Annotated in this window: 17 protein-coding genes and 1 other annotated feature; of the genes, 4 read left to right on the top strand and 13 right to left on the bottom strand. The window is 44.1% G+C overall.

The features are described 5' to 3' along the window. Window positions 1-208 precede the first annotated feature (208 nt). Window positions 209-1075 carry a UTP--glucose-1-phosphate uridylyltransferase GalU gene (gene galU, locus MKY22_RS06960; RefSeq protein WP_313351390.1) on the bottom strand — a complete coding sequence of 289 codons (867 nt, stop codon included), beginning with the start codon at window positions 1073-1075 and terminating at the stop codon, window positions 209-211. A gap of 39 nt (window positions 1076-1114) precedes the next feature. Continuing rightward, the gene (locus MKY22_RS06955; RefSeq protein WP_290778720.1) at window positions 1115-2611 is read right to left on the bottom strand and encodes a glycosyltransferase; all 1497 of its coding nucleotides are present in this window, start codon (window positions 2609-2611) and stop codon (window positions 1115-1117) included. Window positions 2612-2990: 379 nt separating this feature from the next. Between MKY22_RS06955 and MKY22_RS06950 the strand changes: the two genes are divergently transcribed. Then, complete coding sequence (locus MKY22_RS06950; protein ID WP_214729751.1) at window positions 2991-4934, top strand: CDP-glycerol glycerophosphotransferase family protein; 1944 nt, start codon at window positions 2991-2993, stop codon at window positions 4932-4934. A 243-nt stretch (window positions 4935-5177) separates the two neighbouring features. Here the strand turns inward: MKY22_RS06950 and MKY22_RS06945 are convergent, their stop codons facing one another. The 4 genes from MKY22_RS06945 to MKY22_RS06930 all read right to left on the bottom strand — a co-directional run bounded on the left by MKY22_RS06945 (window position 5178) and on the right by MKY22_RS06930 (window position 7701). After that, complete coding sequence (locus MKY22_RS06945) at window positions 5178-5795, bottom strand: hypothetical protein (protein WP_341087730.1); 618 nt, start codon at window positions 5793-5795, stop codon at window positions 5178-5180. A gap of 281 nt (window positions 5796-6076) precedes the next feature. Next, on the bottom strand, window positions 6077-6553 hold the full coding sequence (locus tag MKY22_RS06940) for an NUDIX hydrolase (RefSeq protein WP_290778713.1): 477 nt from the start codon (window positions 6551-6553) through the stop codon (window positions 6077-6079). 20 nt (window positions 6554-6573) lie between these two features. Beyond that, complete coding sequence (locus MKY22_RS06935; protein ID WP_311247190.1) at window positions 6574-6984, bottom strand: hypothetical protein; 411 nt, start codon at window positions 6982-6984, stop codon at window positions 6574-6576. Between the two features lie 30 nt (window positions 6985-7014). Next, window positions 7015-7701 (bottom strand): glyoxalase, encoded by a 687-nt coding sequence (locus MKY22_RS06930; RefSeq protein ID WP_290778709.1) that lies wholly within the window; start codon window positions 7699-7701, stop codon window positions 7015-7017. A 132-nt stretch (window positions 7702-7833) separates the two neighbouring features. Between MKY22_RS06930 and MKY22_RS06925 the strand changes: the two genes are divergently transcribed. Continuing rightward, entirely contained in the window at window positions 7834-8490 is a 657-nt protein-coding gene (locus MKY22_RS06925; protein WP_341087727.1) for a hypothetical protein, read from the top strand. 288 nt (window positions 8491-8778) lie between these two features. Here the strand turns inward: MKY22_RS06925 and MKY22_RS06920 are convergent, their stop codons facing one another. The 4 genes from MKY22_RS06920 to MKY22_RS06905 all read right to left on the bottom strand — a co-directional run bounded on the left by MKY22_RS06920 (window position 8779) and on the right by MKY22_RS06905 (window position 10753). Continuing rightward, on the bottom strand, window positions 8779-9255 hold the full coding sequence (locus MKY22_RS06920) for a GNAT family N-acetyltransferase (protein ID WP_341087724.1): 477 nt from the start codon (window positions 9253-9255) through the stop codon (window positions 8779-8781). A 16-nt stretch (window positions 9256-9271) separates the two neighbouring features. Further along, window positions 9272-9757 carry an SMI1/KNR4 family protein gene (locus MKY22_RS06915; protein ID WP_341087722.1) on the bottom strand — a complete coding sequence of 162 codons (486 nt, stop codon included), beginning with the start codon at window positions 9755-9757 and terminating at the stop codon, window positions 9272-9274. Window positions 9758-10106: 349 nt separating this feature from the next. Continuing rightward, window positions 10107-10340 carry a hypothetical protein gene (locus tag MKY22_RS06910; RefSeq protein ID WP_341087721.1) on the bottom strand — a complete coding sequence of 78 codons (234 nt, stop codon included), beginning with the start codon at window positions 10338-10340 and terminating at the stop codon, window positions 10107-10109. A 17-nt stretch (window positions 10341-10357) separates the two neighbouring features. Beyond that, complete coding sequence (locus tag MKY22_RS06905; protein WP_341087719.1) at window positions 10358-10753, bottom strand: UvrD-helicase domain-containing protein; 396 nt, start codon at window positions 10751-10753, stop codon at window positions 10358-10360. Window positions 10754-10989: 236 nt separating this feature from the next. Here MKY22_RS06905 and MKY22_RS06900 point away from each other — a divergent pair, with 236 nt between their 5' ends. After that, complete coding sequence (locus tag MKY22_RS06900; RefSeq protein WP_341090093.1) at window positions 10990-12087, top strand: ISL3 family transposase; 1098 nt, start codon at window positions 10990-10992, stop codon at window positions 12085-12087. Between the two features lie 376 nt (window positions 12088-12463). Beyond that, window positions 12464-12708: a binding site (T-box leader), on the bottom strand. 84 nt (window positions 12709-12792) lie between these two features. Continuing rightward, the gene (locus MKY22_RS06895; protein ID WP_341087717.1) at window positions 12793-13341 is read left to right on the top strand and encodes a GNAT family N-acetyltransferase; all 549 of its coding nucleotides are present in this window, start codon (window positions 12793-12795) and stop codon (window positions 13339-13341) included. Between the two features lie 69 nt (window positions 13342-13410). Here MKY22_RS06895 and MKY22_RS06890 read toward each other — a convergent pair whose 3' ends face one another. The 3 genes from MKY22_RS06890 to MKY22_RS06880 form a co-directional block, all read right to left on the bottom strand. Continuing rightward, window positions 13411-13794 carry a hypothetical protein gene (locus MKY22_RS06890; protein ID WP_290778697.1) on the bottom strand — a complete coding sequence of 128 codons (384 nt, stop codon included), beginning with the start codon at window positions 13792-13794 and terminating at the stop codon, window positions 13411-13413. Further along, window positions 13787-13996 carry a helix-turn-helix transcriptional regulator gene (locus MKY22_RS06885; protein ID WP_023468028.1) on the bottom strand — a complete coding sequence of 70 codons (210 nt, stop codon included), beginning with the start codon at window positions 13994-13996 and terminating at the stop codon, window positions 13787-13789. The genes MKY22_RS06890 and MKY22_RS06885 overlap by 8 nt, the downstream gene beginning before the upstream one ends. Window positions 13997-14133: 137 nt before the next feature. Continuing rightward, window positions 14134-14358: a DUF2188 domain-containing protein gene (locus MKY22_RS06880; RefSeq protein ID WP_341087712.1), complete on the bottom strand. Its 225-nt coding sequence runs from the start codon at window positions 14356-14358 to the stop codon at window positions 14134-14136. Between the last annotated feature and the right edge of the window lie 192 nt (window positions 14359-14550).

Genomic DNA, 14550 nt, shown 5'->3' with positions numbered 1-14550 from the left:
TAACGAATGAAGTAAAAAAATATTTGATTATATTACAATAAAATCTCTTTTACTTTATCTATTCAAAAAATCTGAATAAAAATAGCTAAATATGCTGTAAAAATTAAAAAATATCACAAAAATGAATTTAAGTTATATTATTTTTCTCGATTAACTTGTTAAATTCTAAATAAAACCACTCTGAATCATGTCAGAGTGGTCCATCATGTTAAATGTCTAGTGTCTTGATGAAAGCTTTCAGCTCGTCACGCATCTCTGCATCTTTCAACGCATATTCGATCGTCGTCTTGACGAAACCGAGTTTCTCCCCGACGTCATAGCGGTTGCCTTCGAAATCATACGCAAAGACTTGGCTATCCGCATTTAAACGTTCAATCGCATCCGTCAATTGAATCTCACCACCCGCCCCTTCTTCTTGATCCGCTAGGTAGTCAAAGATATCCGGTGTCAGCACATAACGTCCCATGATCGCGAGGTTCGATGGTGCAGTGCCCGAAGCCGGCTTTTCGACGAATTTCTTCACGTCATACAGTCGTCCGTTTTGCGAGACAGGATCGATGATGCCGTAACGATGCGTCTCTTCCGGACGGACTTCTTGTACACCGATGACCGATTTCTCCGTCTGTTCGTAGACGTCCATCAATTGTTTGATTGCCGGATCATCCGACTCGACGATATCGTCCCCGAGTAAGACTGCGAACGGTTCGTTCCCGATGAATTGTTTTGCCGTCAAAATGGCGTGACCGAGACCTTTTTGTTCTTTTTGGCGGACATAGAAGATGTTCGCGAGGTTCGTCGAGAATTGAACCTTCTCGAGTAATTCCGTCTTCCCAGAGTTCTCGAGCGTGATCTCGAGTTCTTTTTGGTTATCAAAATGATCTTCGATGGCCCGTTTGTGTTTCCCCGTGACGATGATGATATCTTCGATGCCGGCTTTTGCCGCTTCTTCGACGATATACTGGATCGTCGGTTTATCGAGAATCGGTAACATCTCTTTTGGCATTGCTTTTGTCGCAGGCAAGAAACGTGTCCCGAGTCCTGCTGCCGGAATAATGGCTTTCGTGATTTTCTTCATAACGTTCATCCTCTTCATCGTTCAAGTAGTAGGTTTAGTTTAGTTGCTCAATTCTTCTAGTAATCGTCCGTAGTTCTTTACAGCCGTCTCGAGGTACAGTGATGGCTTCGTCTCAACGCGCTCGAGTGGTCGTTCGACGAGTTGCACCATCGCGGCAGCAAAAGCTTCCATATCGTTCGCTGGAACAAGGTAGCCGTTCTCGCCGTGGGCGATGATTTCGCGTGGTCCGTATTTGACGTCATAAGAAATGACCGGACAGCCGACATTGATACTTTCCATGACCGTCAGCCCGAATCCTTCAAATTCGCTCGTCAACAATGAGGCTTTCGATTCCCGGAACACTTCTGCCGGATTCGACGTGAAGCCGTGGATTTCGATATCGTCCTCTAAGCCGAGTTCCTCGATCAAACTCTCCATCATCGCCAGTTGCCCTTGTTCGTCCATGCCGTAGAGCACAAGCTTCGTCGCGTGACCGGATTGTTTGAAGATCGCATAACTCTTGATCAAATGATCCATCTGCTTTTGTAGACCGAATCGACCGATGAAACAAAATTGATCCTTGACCTGGTCACGTCGTTGCGTTTGTTCTGGGACGATGAAATGCGGAATGATGGAAATCTTCTCTTCCGGGATGTTATACCGTTCCAGGATGTCTTCTTTTTGGTGATTCGTCAGACTGATGAAACGTGTCACTTTATCGGATTCCGAGAACATCGTCGTATATGATCCTTTGACGGTCGTACCATCCAAGTGTGAGTTATGGATGACCATGACCCGTTTGACATCTGCTTTAATGTTGAGAATTGAGCGGTCCAGTAAACGCGCATCGACGAACAAGACATCACCGTCTTTAAACAATCGGTTGAAGTAATACTCAAACAAGTCCTTCTCTTTTTTGAACGCTTTGTACATTCTGCCGTTCCGGTATAACTGAATCAAGATGAGCTTCGGGCGCGCCATTTCATTGTAAAACTTCTTACAATAGACATTGCCTTCCGAATCATATAGCTCTTCCATCATCTTTCCATGATGGACCGGCGAATAAATCGTCTTCCGGTGCAATTGACCGTAGACGTTATATTCCCAGCGCTCGACTTTTTTACGGGAAGCGTTCGTCATGAAATCCTCGAATTCGACGACTTGCGTTTCAGGGTAATATTTACGGTAGAGGACATACTCATCTTCCTCATCATAATAACGAACGGCGTCACTGTTTTTTTTCTCGACGCTTTTCAATCCTTCGATTTCGCGCTCCGTTTCTTTGATGATCGGTTTGTTACGAAAACGAGTCGTTGGAATACTTAACAATTTGTAATCTGATAGCCAATCGTAGATATTTTCAAATTGTACTTTCGGACCGACCTTCTCTTCTGTTCGGAACAATTCGTAGACTTCCATGTAGTTGGCATTGTAGTTCGTCGTAACGATTGTTGAACCCGCGCCAAGTTCTTGTTCCATGAGCGCGATTCGACTCAATAACGACTTCGTTCTACCACCGTGTTTTGGTGGTAATGTCGATGTTACCGTATACAGCATCTGTCATTACTCCCCTTCACCCTTCAAGATTGATCCCTGTTTTTTTCTGTGAGTTCAACCTCTATATATAGCCGACTTTGCTTTTTCATAAACCTCTTGCGATACTAGTCGCATTTACCAATACAGTTTCTACTTATCTCCTTTTTTACGAACAAAGTCAATCGGTTTTGCATAATATCCAATCATTGTCATGGTTCTGCAACCAATGATCTGTCGAAGATACGGTAACGTCTGTCTTTTCCCAATATCCTTCAGCCAGTAGACTATACTGCAGTGGTTTCAATCAATCTACATCTTTGCAGAAATCGGAAGATATTATATGGTAAGTGATGTAGTTTAAGAACGATTGAATCAGAGTATGAAAGGAAGCCATGCACCAATGAAAATCACCTGTCGTGATCATACGTTTTTGATCGAGAATCTTCCGCACCAAAGCCTACAGTTAGCGATCAATGAACAACTGATACCACTCCAAAAAATAGAGACAGCCTTTGTGCTATCGATTGATACATTGCTCGATATCTTCAAAAAAAAGAATCATCCTGTTAAATTCGTCGATGAATCCGGAACACCGATCTCGTTCAAACATCTTTCGGAGCCACTAGTCATCGCACCGAATAGTTACATCAAACAAGGGAAACATTCCTATTTCATTTTCATCGACCAAGACGATGAGCTCAGTCTGATCTATAACAAAAAACCGTCCATCATGAATTTTTATGATCAAGACGTCCTATTTGAGGGCATCACTCGTCAAGACGACGTCCTTCTATTGAAGTTTTCGTTTCACTCGAAGTATTTCGAAGTGGAACAGCCGAGTTGTTTCATTAAATTCAGACATCTGGAACAAAAAATCGCCCTGCCGATTAATCGCTTCAGCGTCACACCAGTCGACGCCTGTCGCTTCAGAACCGAAGTCGAAGCCGTGATCGAACCAGAACTTGTCAATCAATTGCTTGGTGACCAGTATGACTACGAAACCCTTAATGTAAACATCTACGACCTATTGTTCGGATTTTCGATTCGTGAGATGCCGATCTCTGGTTTCACACCGCGGATTCGTCACTTCAAAAATCACCCGGAACTCTTGAACGATGAGCACTGGTTATCGCTTAATGAGCAACATGACGTGTTGGTCCGCCCCTATTCAACCGTGTCGGAACGACTTGCGATGCGTCTAATACCGGTGCCGGTCGAGACCGTCGAGTATTACGCGGACCCTCAACCGTTACTTGGACTGGATCCAAATAAGAAGACGATTATATGTTTTGAATATCCGGATAAAGCACAAGATAATGGGATGATTTTCTTCAAGTATCTCGTTGACCAGCATCAGAAGCGCTTCAATATCTTCTACATCATCAGTCGATCGAGTCCGGACCTCAAAAATCTTGTCGGATATGAGAACCATATCGTGTTCTACAAATCACCAGAGAACATCGAGGTCGTCCAAGCAGCAGACATTCTCTGTCATACTCATTCTTCAAGTTATGCCTTACCATTCGCTACCTATCACACCGAGGCGATGATGCAAACGAAACAAAAGCTGTTCTTGCAACACGGTGTCATCGGGTCAAAAGATGTCAGTCATCTTTATGGAAAAAAGATGCCGCATCCATTTACCGACTTATTCGTCGTCTCTTCGGAGCGGGAGAAACAACTCATCGCTCGAGATTACGGTTTTCATCCTGACGAAATCATCGTGACGGGTCTCGCCCGATTCGATCAATTGATCACGGAACGATCACGTTGGCTCAAGCGATATAAAAACCGGAAAAAGCTATTGATCATGCCGACGTGGCGACCGAAACTCGATACGTATCCAGACGAACAGTTCATGGAAAGCGACTATTACCGGGAGTTTCAAGCGTTAATCACAGACGAACGGTTGAAAGGCTTAGTGATGGACAACAAGGTTGAAGTCTCGTTCTACCTTCATCGCAATTTCCAAAAATTCAGCCACTTGTTCCACTCAGACTTCGTCGATGTCATCAGTCAGGATGCGTTCACAGTCAAGGAGCTACTTGAAAATCATCATGTGTTGATTACCGATTATTCGAGTGTCGGTCTCGATTTTTCCTTGATGCACAAAAAGGTCATCTACTACCGCCCACCTGTCTTAGTTGGCGAAGATAACGCCGGCGAATCGACGGATTTGTTACCAGGAGACGTCATCGAAACAAGAGACGCCTTGATGGAATCACTACGCGAATCGAAAATGCCTAAAAAGTTCAAACGTCATCTCAGTCACATCTATGCGTTTGACGATACGAAAGCAAGTAAGCGGATTTTCGAAGCGATGCAACATCATTTTCAGCTATAACAAATGGGTCTGACTCAAAAAAATGGCGCGTCTTTTCACGCCCTTTCCTCAGGCGAGACACAAGCCAGCTTTCCTGCTTCATTTAAGCAGGAAAGCGGGTCTTGTTTGTCTCTGACAGCGCATAATGCGCTTTTTCCTGTAGGAGTGGCGTGTGACGCGTCATTTTTACGAGAAAAGGGTGGCAGATCATCATTCTGCCACCCTTTTCTTTGTAGAGACCAACTTTTGAGTCAGCTCTTTTTTTCATCGACGAAATTCCAATGAGACCCCGTCGGCAATCTGGGAGGACTGTTTTAACAACTCCCGCTTCACTGGATCAATCCAGTAATACTGAATCCGCTCACCAAACGTAACGTGAACGCAAAGCGTCTCTACGTGTTCGCCTGACTCAGTCGTCAATAGTTCGTTCCGCAGAGGGTGAACCTGAATCGGCACCTCACGTCCGGAAACGGCACTAAAGCCGTTGAACGAAAGTGTCGAATCGACGGTTAGCGGTAATGCTCGCAACAACAATTCGATTGAAAATAGATCAACAGTTTCGGTATGAATCGATAGGACAGACTGCTCATTTCCTCGCGTGATCACGACTTCATCCGCTCGATACAACGCATGCACGGTTTGAACACCAGCTTGGTACTCGACGAATTCGAGTGGCGCATGACTTTCTGCATCAATCGTCAGGCGGATCGTTCGATTACCGATTTTTTCTGACACCAATTCTTGCTCCCGTACAAGGATGGATTGATGTGATGTTTTTTCTAACCGAATCGTTTCGTAAGTCTGTCCAATCTGAACCGATTCTCCTTTTTCTATCCAGTAGACCTGTTTTTCGTCTTGTCCCTCGATGAGGGGATAGGTCATCCCTTTTACATTCATATCTCATTCTCCCTTCCTAAGATTCCGGTGACTGCCAACCGATGAACCGTTGCTTGTCGGACTTGCTCCGACGTTTTCGCTGTCGTATCGATCGGATAGACCAGAAACTGTTTATACCATTTCTCTTCAAGTGCCCAGAGCGGTTGATGTTGTTCAAAGGATTGGCGAGTTCTTGTTTGATCGGCTAAAGACTAGAACGCGTTCCAGGGCAACAAAAAATCTTGAATGAAAGGCTCATTCAAGATTTTCTATTCATACCAATTTCTTCAGATGGAAACGTGATGCGTTATTGCTTGCTGTTTTTCGACATACTCAATCAAAATCGGCTGTTCCGGTGGATTGAGGTTTTCTGGTAGCTTATCCATAGCGAAAAAGCGTAATTCTGCGACTTCTGACGGATCCCGAACCATTTCACCCGTATAAGCTGTACACAGAAATGCCGAGATCACATTATAGACTTCATCCCCATGCGGATACTTATAGTAAAACGCATCACCCGAATAGACGTTCAATAATTCGAGATTCTCCGCTTCAAGACCGGTCTCTTCCCTTAATTCTCGTTTTGCTGTTTCTACGAGCGTCTCCCCGATCTCAAGCGCTCCACCAGCGAGTCCCCAGCAACCATTATCTTGCCGAAGTTGTAATAAGACTTCTTGTTTATCGTTGACGACGATGACACACGCTCCTGCCATGACGAGCGGTCGTGTGCCGACGAGTTTTCGTAATTCTGTAATGTATCCCATGTCATTCAGTCCTTTTCCATTTAAATCACTCTCGTTCGGACGCGCATCCGTTTGAGCCCCGTCAATAGGAGACACAACAAGATGATGCCCGAAACGAACAGTACGAACATATGAATCGTAAAGAGAGAACGGAAATCGATTACGGCAACATTCTGCTGCACCTCAATCCAACTACTTAGTATGATTCCACTGATTGCAAATAAGATGAGTACGCCGACCTGTCGACGTGTCAGCGAGACATATGTCAAAACGCGCATGCCTTCACGGATGACGAATGGTAGGAGAACGAGGAGTGCTGCGACCGGTAAGATGACCGGGTCACCGCCTTGCTGAATCGGCATCGAGCGGGTCAAATAGCCAAACAGAAAAAAGAAACCACATACGAACAATAATAATCCGAACGCGATACTCGCATTCACCGCTTTGTTCATCTTACTTCCCTCACTTTTTAGAATAATGAATTATGAAGAAACGGTACTTTGATGCCATACGCCCGCTGCATCAAGCCGGACCCGATGTCTGCCGTCGAGTTCCATCTCGATCGGACTGACCTTCGCCGTCTTCGGTGAGAACAACCATGTCCGACCTTCTGGGACGAGCAAGATATGCGTTCCATCCGCGACCGGTCCGAGGAAGTTGAGTGACGCGCCATTGAGCGGACGTTCCCGTCGCTCGACAACGCCGATTTCTGCTAACTGCTCACCCACTTCAAGCACATCTTTTACCGTCAGACTCATCTCACCGATTCCGAGAATGTCGGATACATCAAACGTCAGTTCCGCTTTAGAGGGATTGATTTGATGCCGCGCAATCAGCTCCAAGACGTTCTCATCCGGGTCATAAAAGTAACAGGAATGTGAGTCCGTGAAGTCAAAATAAATCTCGTCCTGTCCGTCTTCGATCAAGAGTGGTGTCCGCTCTACAAGCCACGCTTTACCTTGTTGGAAGACGTTTTCCGGAATGTTGAACGCCATATGGTATTGCGTATCAACATCGTCCGTCTGTTGATATGTCAGCTGATCGGTACCGATTTGCATCGTAAACGACTCATTCGTTTCCGAGACGAGCGGAAATCCGATCTGGTTTATGTAAAAAGCCTTCATCGCCGGTAGATGGCGTGTTACAAGAATGGTTTTCGAAATGTTCATACCATTAACCTTCCTTCACTTGCAGTAAAATTTATCAAAAAGTGATATGCTTTATTTTACCACTAATGGTAAAATCATGACGATATAAAAGTCTGATTTTTCAGATATATTTATACCCGAGAGGATGTTTTGATGAAATTATTAATCGCTCAACCGAAACGCGAGACCGGGCTCGAGCAATTCGAACGTGAAATCACCGCTTATCCTGAAGTCGACCTGATTGTCTACCCGGAAGGCTATTGTACGGTCGCAGAAATCGAACGCGTGCAACATCTTGCCAAGCAGTTCGAAACAGCAATCGTCCTTGGTTACAAAGATGAAGCGAATCTCGATCGCGCTGTCATCATCGATGCGACCGGGACGATTCTGCTTGATCGCGCCAAAACACCAGAAGCTGGACCGCTTTATACACCATCAACAGCAAACGACGGGTTATTTCGCTATGGATACCTCCTCTGCCGCGAAATCTTCTTAGGAAACGACGGACTACGCGAGGAATCCGGACTTGATCTCATCTTCAACCCGATTGGCGTCGGCATGTTCAGCGAGGAACAGTACGTTGAGTGGTCCGGTGAAGCGCGCATCATCAGTCAGGCGCAACAAGCGCTCATGATCGGAACGAGTCATGCCGATGGTTCGTACCGCAACTGTGGTTTTTCGATTCCGATTGCCTTCATCTATGACGAGACGGGTGAGCAGTTGCTGTTGTCCCATAACGATACGCGGACACGTCTGTTTGATACGGTCACGCGTCACGTCGAAGTCGTCTGTACACCCTCTTTATCGTAAACGAACACACGCTTCTTCCGCTCAGAAGAAGCGTGCCATTCCTTCAGGAGGTGCTCTTATGTCTCAACCAGGTCGTGCGTCATTTTTTTGGAAATGATACTTCTATGTCTTCTTTCCTTTGTTCCTCTTCGGCGTCAGTCACGAATCGTACCTGGTCGATAATCCGTTAGCTAACCTTGAGGACATCGGTGAGTTCGTCTTCTTCTTTTGTCTCTATCTATTTAACTTTGCCGTCCTTGCCGCTCTTTTAATGAATCTGTGGTGGTTCTTCCTTTCGACAAAACCCGCTCATTCCGAAACCGATTTTTGATAGGAAACGAGTGTCGCCCGTTCGTTGAGCGGTTGACTGACACCGGTCAATCGGTAACCCATCTTCTCATAAAAGTAACAGTTGCGCGTCTCTTCGCGAATCGTCCGCAGTTCCCATGTCGTTGCGGTCGGATACGCTGCTTCAACGAGCTGTAATGTGCGTTGGGCGATTCCTTCACCTTGACGGGCTGGATCTAAGAACATCGGACTGATCGCGTAGCGATTCGCTGCTTTCGCAACGACACAAATCCCGCCAACGACGACATCGTCGACGATGATTTGATGAAACGTACTATTTGGATGCGTGATCCGGTGAATGACACGATCGATCGATTCGTTCGCCGGATTCGTTGCAAAATCTTGATACCGCTCGAGCGTCTCTGAAAACGCCTCGATTTGAAGCGTATGAAGCTTTGCGGCATCTGCAAGAGACGCTGTCTGTAATTGAATGTCCAATGAACCTCTTCCTCTCTTAACGGAACCATTCCCAAAATGGCGTGCCTTGCGCGACGATCAAGTAGTCGAGCCATCGCTCGAAGCCGAACGGCATCGCGTCTTCTTCCCATTCCTCGAAATTAAGAAATTCCCCACTCCAAATCCGATTTCCTGCCGGTCGATTCATCTCGTAGACGATCCACTCCCCGTCTGGTCCTGCGCCGATCGCTAAGAAGTTTTCGGGACATTCCCACATCTCGCTATACGTCAGGCAATCCTCGATCGAAAAGAGTTCGAATCCATCGTTGTAGGATAACGTTTCGTGCTGAAACAGCTTCGCCCCGTTATGTTGACGTAAGAACATCTGATAGTCGTCTGCCGTCCACGCAGGTAACAGCGCGAGCTGTTCGTCCGTTGCTCCTCGGTTAAAGATAAAACGTTCTCGTGCCACTTCCCCTTCTTCCTTTTGGACCTCTAACAAACCGTCGACGAGTCGACCTTTTAATGCTTCTAATGCAATCATGCTCTTCTCCTTAACAATATTCTTTCGTTGGTGTGAACGAGACACCGATGTCATGTTCACCAAAATATTAAAAAATTATAGATTTTAAAATAAATCAGAGAAAGATACTATTATTTCAATAAAACTAATATTTTTTCGTTTATCCATTTTTTTGTATACTTATCTTCTACTTCTTTAGTTATAAGAATTATTAATTCGTCTCTTGCCCGGGTTAATGCAACATATAAATAATTTGTCATTTTATTTTGATCTGTTTTCATTTTAAAAAAATATTCAGCTAGTTCCGTTGATAAAATAAATAAACATCTTTCTCCTTCTAATCCTTTTACTTTATCGATTGAGTCAACTACTATTCCTTCTTTTTGTTTTTTTCTCTATTTAAATCTAAAGCGGTTATCAATCTTCCTTTATCTTCTTTAGACATTTTTAAAGATAACACTTCACATAATTTATTAATAATTCTCCAATTGTTTTCTGATTTTATTTTAAGACGGATCCATTTAGACAAAACATATATTCTTTTATCCATTTGATTTTCAGCATACTTAGATTTTTGAATTAATCTTTTTAATTCATATTTCAATAAATTATCGAATCCATTTATCTCTTGACTATTAGTGTTAAACCTTTCATTTTTTTGATATATAAATATATGATTATTTTTTTATTTTCGATTAATTCATGGACATCTATATCAGATTCAAATAAATACTCAATAGTCCCTAAAACATTCGTTTTGCAATCCTGTCTCTCTTCTTCAGAGACATATTTATTTGAAAAATTTATATGCGAAGCGGGACACCTATAATTCTCTTTTTTATACTCAACGTACTGACTATACTTTTCTAATAACTTTCTAAATTCATTTCTTCCCCTTAAATCCTGCTTAGGATCACCTACCAAATGTAAATTAAAATCATTATTGTGAAGTGTTTCAATAATTTTAGCTAAATTGCTATCTATATCTTGCGCTTCATCTATGAAAACAGAGTCCAAATATCTACCTACTATAACTAAGATTTTTTTTCTTTTTTCTTTTACTATCTTTTTGGCTCATCACCATAAGGTGTGGTTGACACATAAAATCCATCGGATTTTAAATCGAACATAGAAAAAAAGCGAAAACCCCGGTATCGTAATTGTTGTCTAGACAAACCACGATTGGAGTTTTCGCCTTGTCCCAACAGTTTATCAAATTAATTCTTCCGCTTCCAGCCCTTTTTCAAATCCAGATGTCGTCCGATGAAGAACCGCACGTATTTCCTATCATTCCTGATACACATGAAATCCCTTGTCTGCTATGCGAAAAAAAGACTATCTTGCATTCGAAAAAGCGTCGTCGTTTTCGACACGGTCATGCGTGGGGAGTCGGTGCCTTGTGGATCGAACTAGATGTCCCACGTCAAAGATGCCTCTCTTGTGATTTGACGTTTGTATATGACTACGGTCTCGGACTCGTCCGTACTTCTACCGAAGTGTTCCGAAAAGGCATCACAGAACGGTGCCATGGCCGCACAATTTCAGATGTTGCGCATGAATATGAACTTCCTTATACGACTGTGGAACGGTGGTTTTATCAGTACGCTTCAGTGGATACAGTGGGACAGGCGACACACATCCTCGTCGATGAGTTCGCCACGAGAAAAGGACACCACTATGCGACGATCGTTCTTGATGCCAAGACTGGACGTCTTCTGTCTATCGTCCCGGGTCGGGACGTATCGGCGATCACGGCTGCGCTTCAAGGTGTACTGGGAGATGTTCGTTCTGTCGTCAGTGATTTTGCACCTGCGATGGCGAAGGCAACTAATCGTGCCTTCCCGAGTGCAGCGCATGTACTGGATCGTTTTCATCTCATCCAGTTCTTCACGGACGCTCTTCGCCGTCGGCGTCGATTTTTGAACGAGACGAAACGCCATCATCATATTCGCGTCATTGACCGTGCACTGGCTTGTCGCCCAGAAATGCTGGCTCCAGAAGACCGAGAGGTCGCCCGTTCTTGTATTCTAGAAGACGCCTTTACTCAGGATCTATATAGAGGACTCCAACATATCCGGTATGTGCTGAAGGCAACGTGTAACAGGCAGGCTCACCGAAGACTGACGGACTGGCTGGACCGTTACCAGTTCCATCCGTGCGGACCTCTCGCAAAAATCGCGAAAGCGATCCGGGGGCGTGAGGAAGCGATGCGTCAGACCATTGTATCAAGGCTATCGAACGGGAAAATGGAAGGAACGAACAACAAGATTAAGCTCATCAAACGTCGTGGTTATGGCTACCGAAACCTCGAACGATTCTTTTTGAGATTGCGCCTCGAGCTTGGTGGTTAAAATAGCAACCACGTGTTATGGTGATGAGCCATAATATATCCTTTATTAGAAAAATAAACCATAAAAATGTATATCTCGCTTAAGGTACTTTACTGTTAAACATAATAATAACACTTGATTTATGAGGAAGAAATCAATCATCTCTACGATTGCCATTTCCATACTTAAACTTTCAATTATTTCGCTGTTTAAGCTATGTTACTCTATCATTTCTTCACAATAGCCCATGCATATCCTAACCTACTTTTTGCATAACCCGGAACCCTTGCATCGTCTTATAGCGGGCGACGGTATCCTTGACGGTTCGTTTGTGACGTCATCTCTTGTTCGCTCCTTTGTCGGTAACTAAGAGAATACAAAAAAGTCCGCCCCCTTTGACAGGAACGGACTTCACCGCGATACCACCCATATTCCGTCGAGAATGCTTATTCTCGACAGCACTTAGTTGCACACTATCATGTGATTCCATGTAACGGTGGACACCTGGTCACGCTTACTGAATGGTTCAGCGTGACTTCTCAGAGAGGATCTTCATGATTGATCTGGCTACCGGTTCTCAGCAATCCCGGTTTTCTGTAAGGCAGAGGGACAATCATTACTCTTTCTCGTCAACGAAATGATATGCTCTTGTTGTGGAGAATCTTACCATATGACTTAAATACTGCACAACAGCTTTATACATTTTCTTGCAAAGGAGTTTTTTGAATGTTACATACTTTCCCAACTCTTAAAACGAACCGCCTCGTCTTACGCGAAGTGTTACCCGAAGATGCTACGAGTGTCCTCGCCTATTTATCAGACGAACAAGTCGTCAAACAGATGGGGCTCGACCCCTTTCAATCAGAAGCAGACGCGCTTGAAGAGATTGACTGGTACGCTTCGATTCGTCGCGATGGCACGGGCATCCGGTTCGGGATCACGTTACAAGAAGACGATGTCATCATCGGCAGTTGCGGATTCTTGAATCAGTCGGCACGCCATCAGCGGGCAGAACTCGGGTTTGAGTTGAATCCTGCCTATCAGGGACAGGGCATCGCGAAAGAAGCCGCACTTGCGGTCATCTCATATGGGTTTGAGGACCTCTCTTTAAATCGTATCGAAGCACTTGTCTTGCCAGCAAATACTGCTTCACACCAATTGCTTGAACGGCTTGGTTTTCAGCGGGAAGGGTTGCTTCGTCAATATGAAAACTCGCGTGGTCAGTTCGATGATTTGTATATGTACTCGATTTTGCGGAGTGATTGGTCGTCTTAAAAAGATAATCTGTGAAATATCAAAAGTCGTTTAGATGGGTGAATCCGTCTAAACGACTTTTATACCGTTTTATCGATAAGATCTTGCTTTTAAAAATTCAATGATCGGCAACAGTGTCAGTCCGATCGCGAACAAAACGATCAATAACAGATTCGTTGATCCATGTAAAAAGTAATCGAGACAAATAAATCCAAAAATCAGGACGATCAGAATTTTGTAGCTAACGAGCCCACTCTCCGTCGTAATCTTTTCTCCAAGTTCATCATTCGGTGTCGGTCGACTGTCTTCTCCTGAACGTGCCCACGTAAAATACGAGAAGAACATAATCATCAAAATCGCCAATTGAACAATCGAGAAGAACGTTACGTTGTTTTCGATGATCATACTAATGATAGTAAGACTCGCCACTATCACGAGCGTCACTAAAAATAAACCCGTTTTTTTCTTAGACATCCCATTCCTCCTGTTCTGAAATGAACAGATGATCGACTTGTGTCTGTAAGACTTTGGCGATATTAAACGCTAATTGTAAAGTCGGATCATACTTGTTGTTTTCAATCGCATTGATCGTCTGCCGACTGACCTGACAACGGTCAGCCAGTTCTTGTTGCGATAATTTTGCCGCTAGACGTCGCTCTTTGATGTGGTTTCTCATGTCCATTCCTCCACGACGTGTCAAATTCTTTTTACATCTCTACTGTAATGAACTTCCATCCTCATGTCAAAAACATTTGACATGAGGATCATTAAAAAACACGTTCTGATGATCAGAACGTGTTTTTTAATGATGGCTCAACCTCGTGGTGGAAATGGATCATGACCGTAAGAGTCTTTTTCACAAATCTGTCCTTCTTTATTATGGATCACAAGTTCCGTCTTTTGATTTTTAGCGATTCGACGACCTTCCGCAATCGCTTCTTTTTGTGTCGGAAAACGTTTCGTCGCTCGGTCAGCCCCATCTGCTTTTACCTGATATCCACCTTGCGGATGCGGGAGGACATGTTGATTTCGCTTCATTTGCTTTTCTCCTTCCCTATTACACTACATCACACTGGTGTGCATCCTGATGCCCGTTTTTTAATAAAATTTTTGTTTGGTATCGTAAGCACGTCATCAACCGGAATGATGTTTTTTTCTTATTGACGGCATGTCTGTGTAATTCGTTTTCATAGACGTGTCTTGCTTTGATTCGAGGAATTGCTTCACTTT

This window comes from Exiguobacterium sp. FSL W8-0210 (assembly GCF_038006045.1).
Classification (GTDB): Bacteria; Bacillota; Bacilli; order Exiguobacteriales; family Exiguobacteriaceae; genus Exiguobacterium_A.
The sequence above is the reverse complement of the archived record's forward strand: the minus strand, read 5'-3'. Positions and strand labels throughout refer to the sequence as shown.

What these genes read in the sequence shown, in the direction of transcription:
- MKY22_RS06890 (WP_290778697.1), bottom strand. Translation starts at nt 13,794, where the DNA reads ATGTCTAAGAAAAAAACGGGTTTATTTTTAGTGACGCTCGTGATAGTG.
- MKY22_RS06900 (WP_341090093.1), top strand. Translation starts at nt 10,990, where the DNA reads ATGTCGTCCGATGAAGAACCGCACGTATTTCCTATCATTCCTGATACA.
- MKY22_RS06935 (WP_311247190.1), bottom strand. Translation starts at nt 6,984, where the DNA reads ATGAACAAAGCGGTGAATGCGAGTATCGCGTTCGGATTATTATTGTTC.
- MKY22_RS06950 (WP_214729751.1), top strand. Translation starts at nt 2,991, where the DNA reads ATGAAAATCACCTGTCGTGATCATACGTTTTTGATCGAGAATCTTCCG.
- galU (WP_313351390.1), bottom strand. Translation starts at nt 1,075, where the DNA reads ATGAAGAAAATCACGAAAGCCATTATTCCGGCAGCAGGACTCGGGACA.
- MKY22_RS06930 (WP_290778709.1), bottom strand. Translation starts at nt 7,701, where the DNA reads ATGAACATTTCGAAAACCATTCTTGTAACACGCCATCTACCGGCGATG.
- MKY22_RS06955 (WP_290778720.1), bottom strand. Translation starts at nt 2,611, where the DNA reads ATGCTGTATACGGTAACATCGACATTACCACCAAAACACGGTGGTAGA.
- MKY22_RS06925 (WP_341087727.1), top strand. Translation starts at nt 7,834, where the DNA reads ATGAAATTATTAATCGCTCAACCGAAACGCGAGACCGGGCTCGAGCAA.
- MKY22_RS06945 (WP_341087730.1), bottom strand. Translation starts at nt 5,795, where the DNA reads ATGACCTATCCCCTCATCGAGGGACAAGACGAAAAACAGGTCTACTGG.
- MKY22_RS06880 (WP_341087712.1), bottom strand. Translation starts at nt 14,358, where the DNA reads ATGAAGCGAAATCAACATGTCCTCCCGCATCCGCAAGGTGGATATCAG.
- MKY22_RS06940 (WP_290778713.1), bottom strand. Translation starts at nt 6,553, where the DNA reads ATGGGATACATTACAGAATTACGAAAACTCGTCGGCACACGACCGCTC.
- MKY22_RS06885 (WP_023468028.1), bottom strand. Translation starts at nt 13,996, where the DNA reads ATGAGAAACCACATCAAAGAGCGACGTCTAGCGGCAAAATTATCGCAA.
- MKY22_RS06915 (WP_341087722.1), bottom strand. Translation starts at nt 9,757, where the DNA reads ATGATTGCATTAGAAGCATTAAAAGGTCGACTCGTCGACGGTTTGTTA.
- MKY22_RS06895 (WP_341087717.1), top strand. Translation starts at nt 12,793, where the DNA reads ATGTTACATACTTTCCCAACTCTTAAAACGAACCGCCTCGTCTTACGC.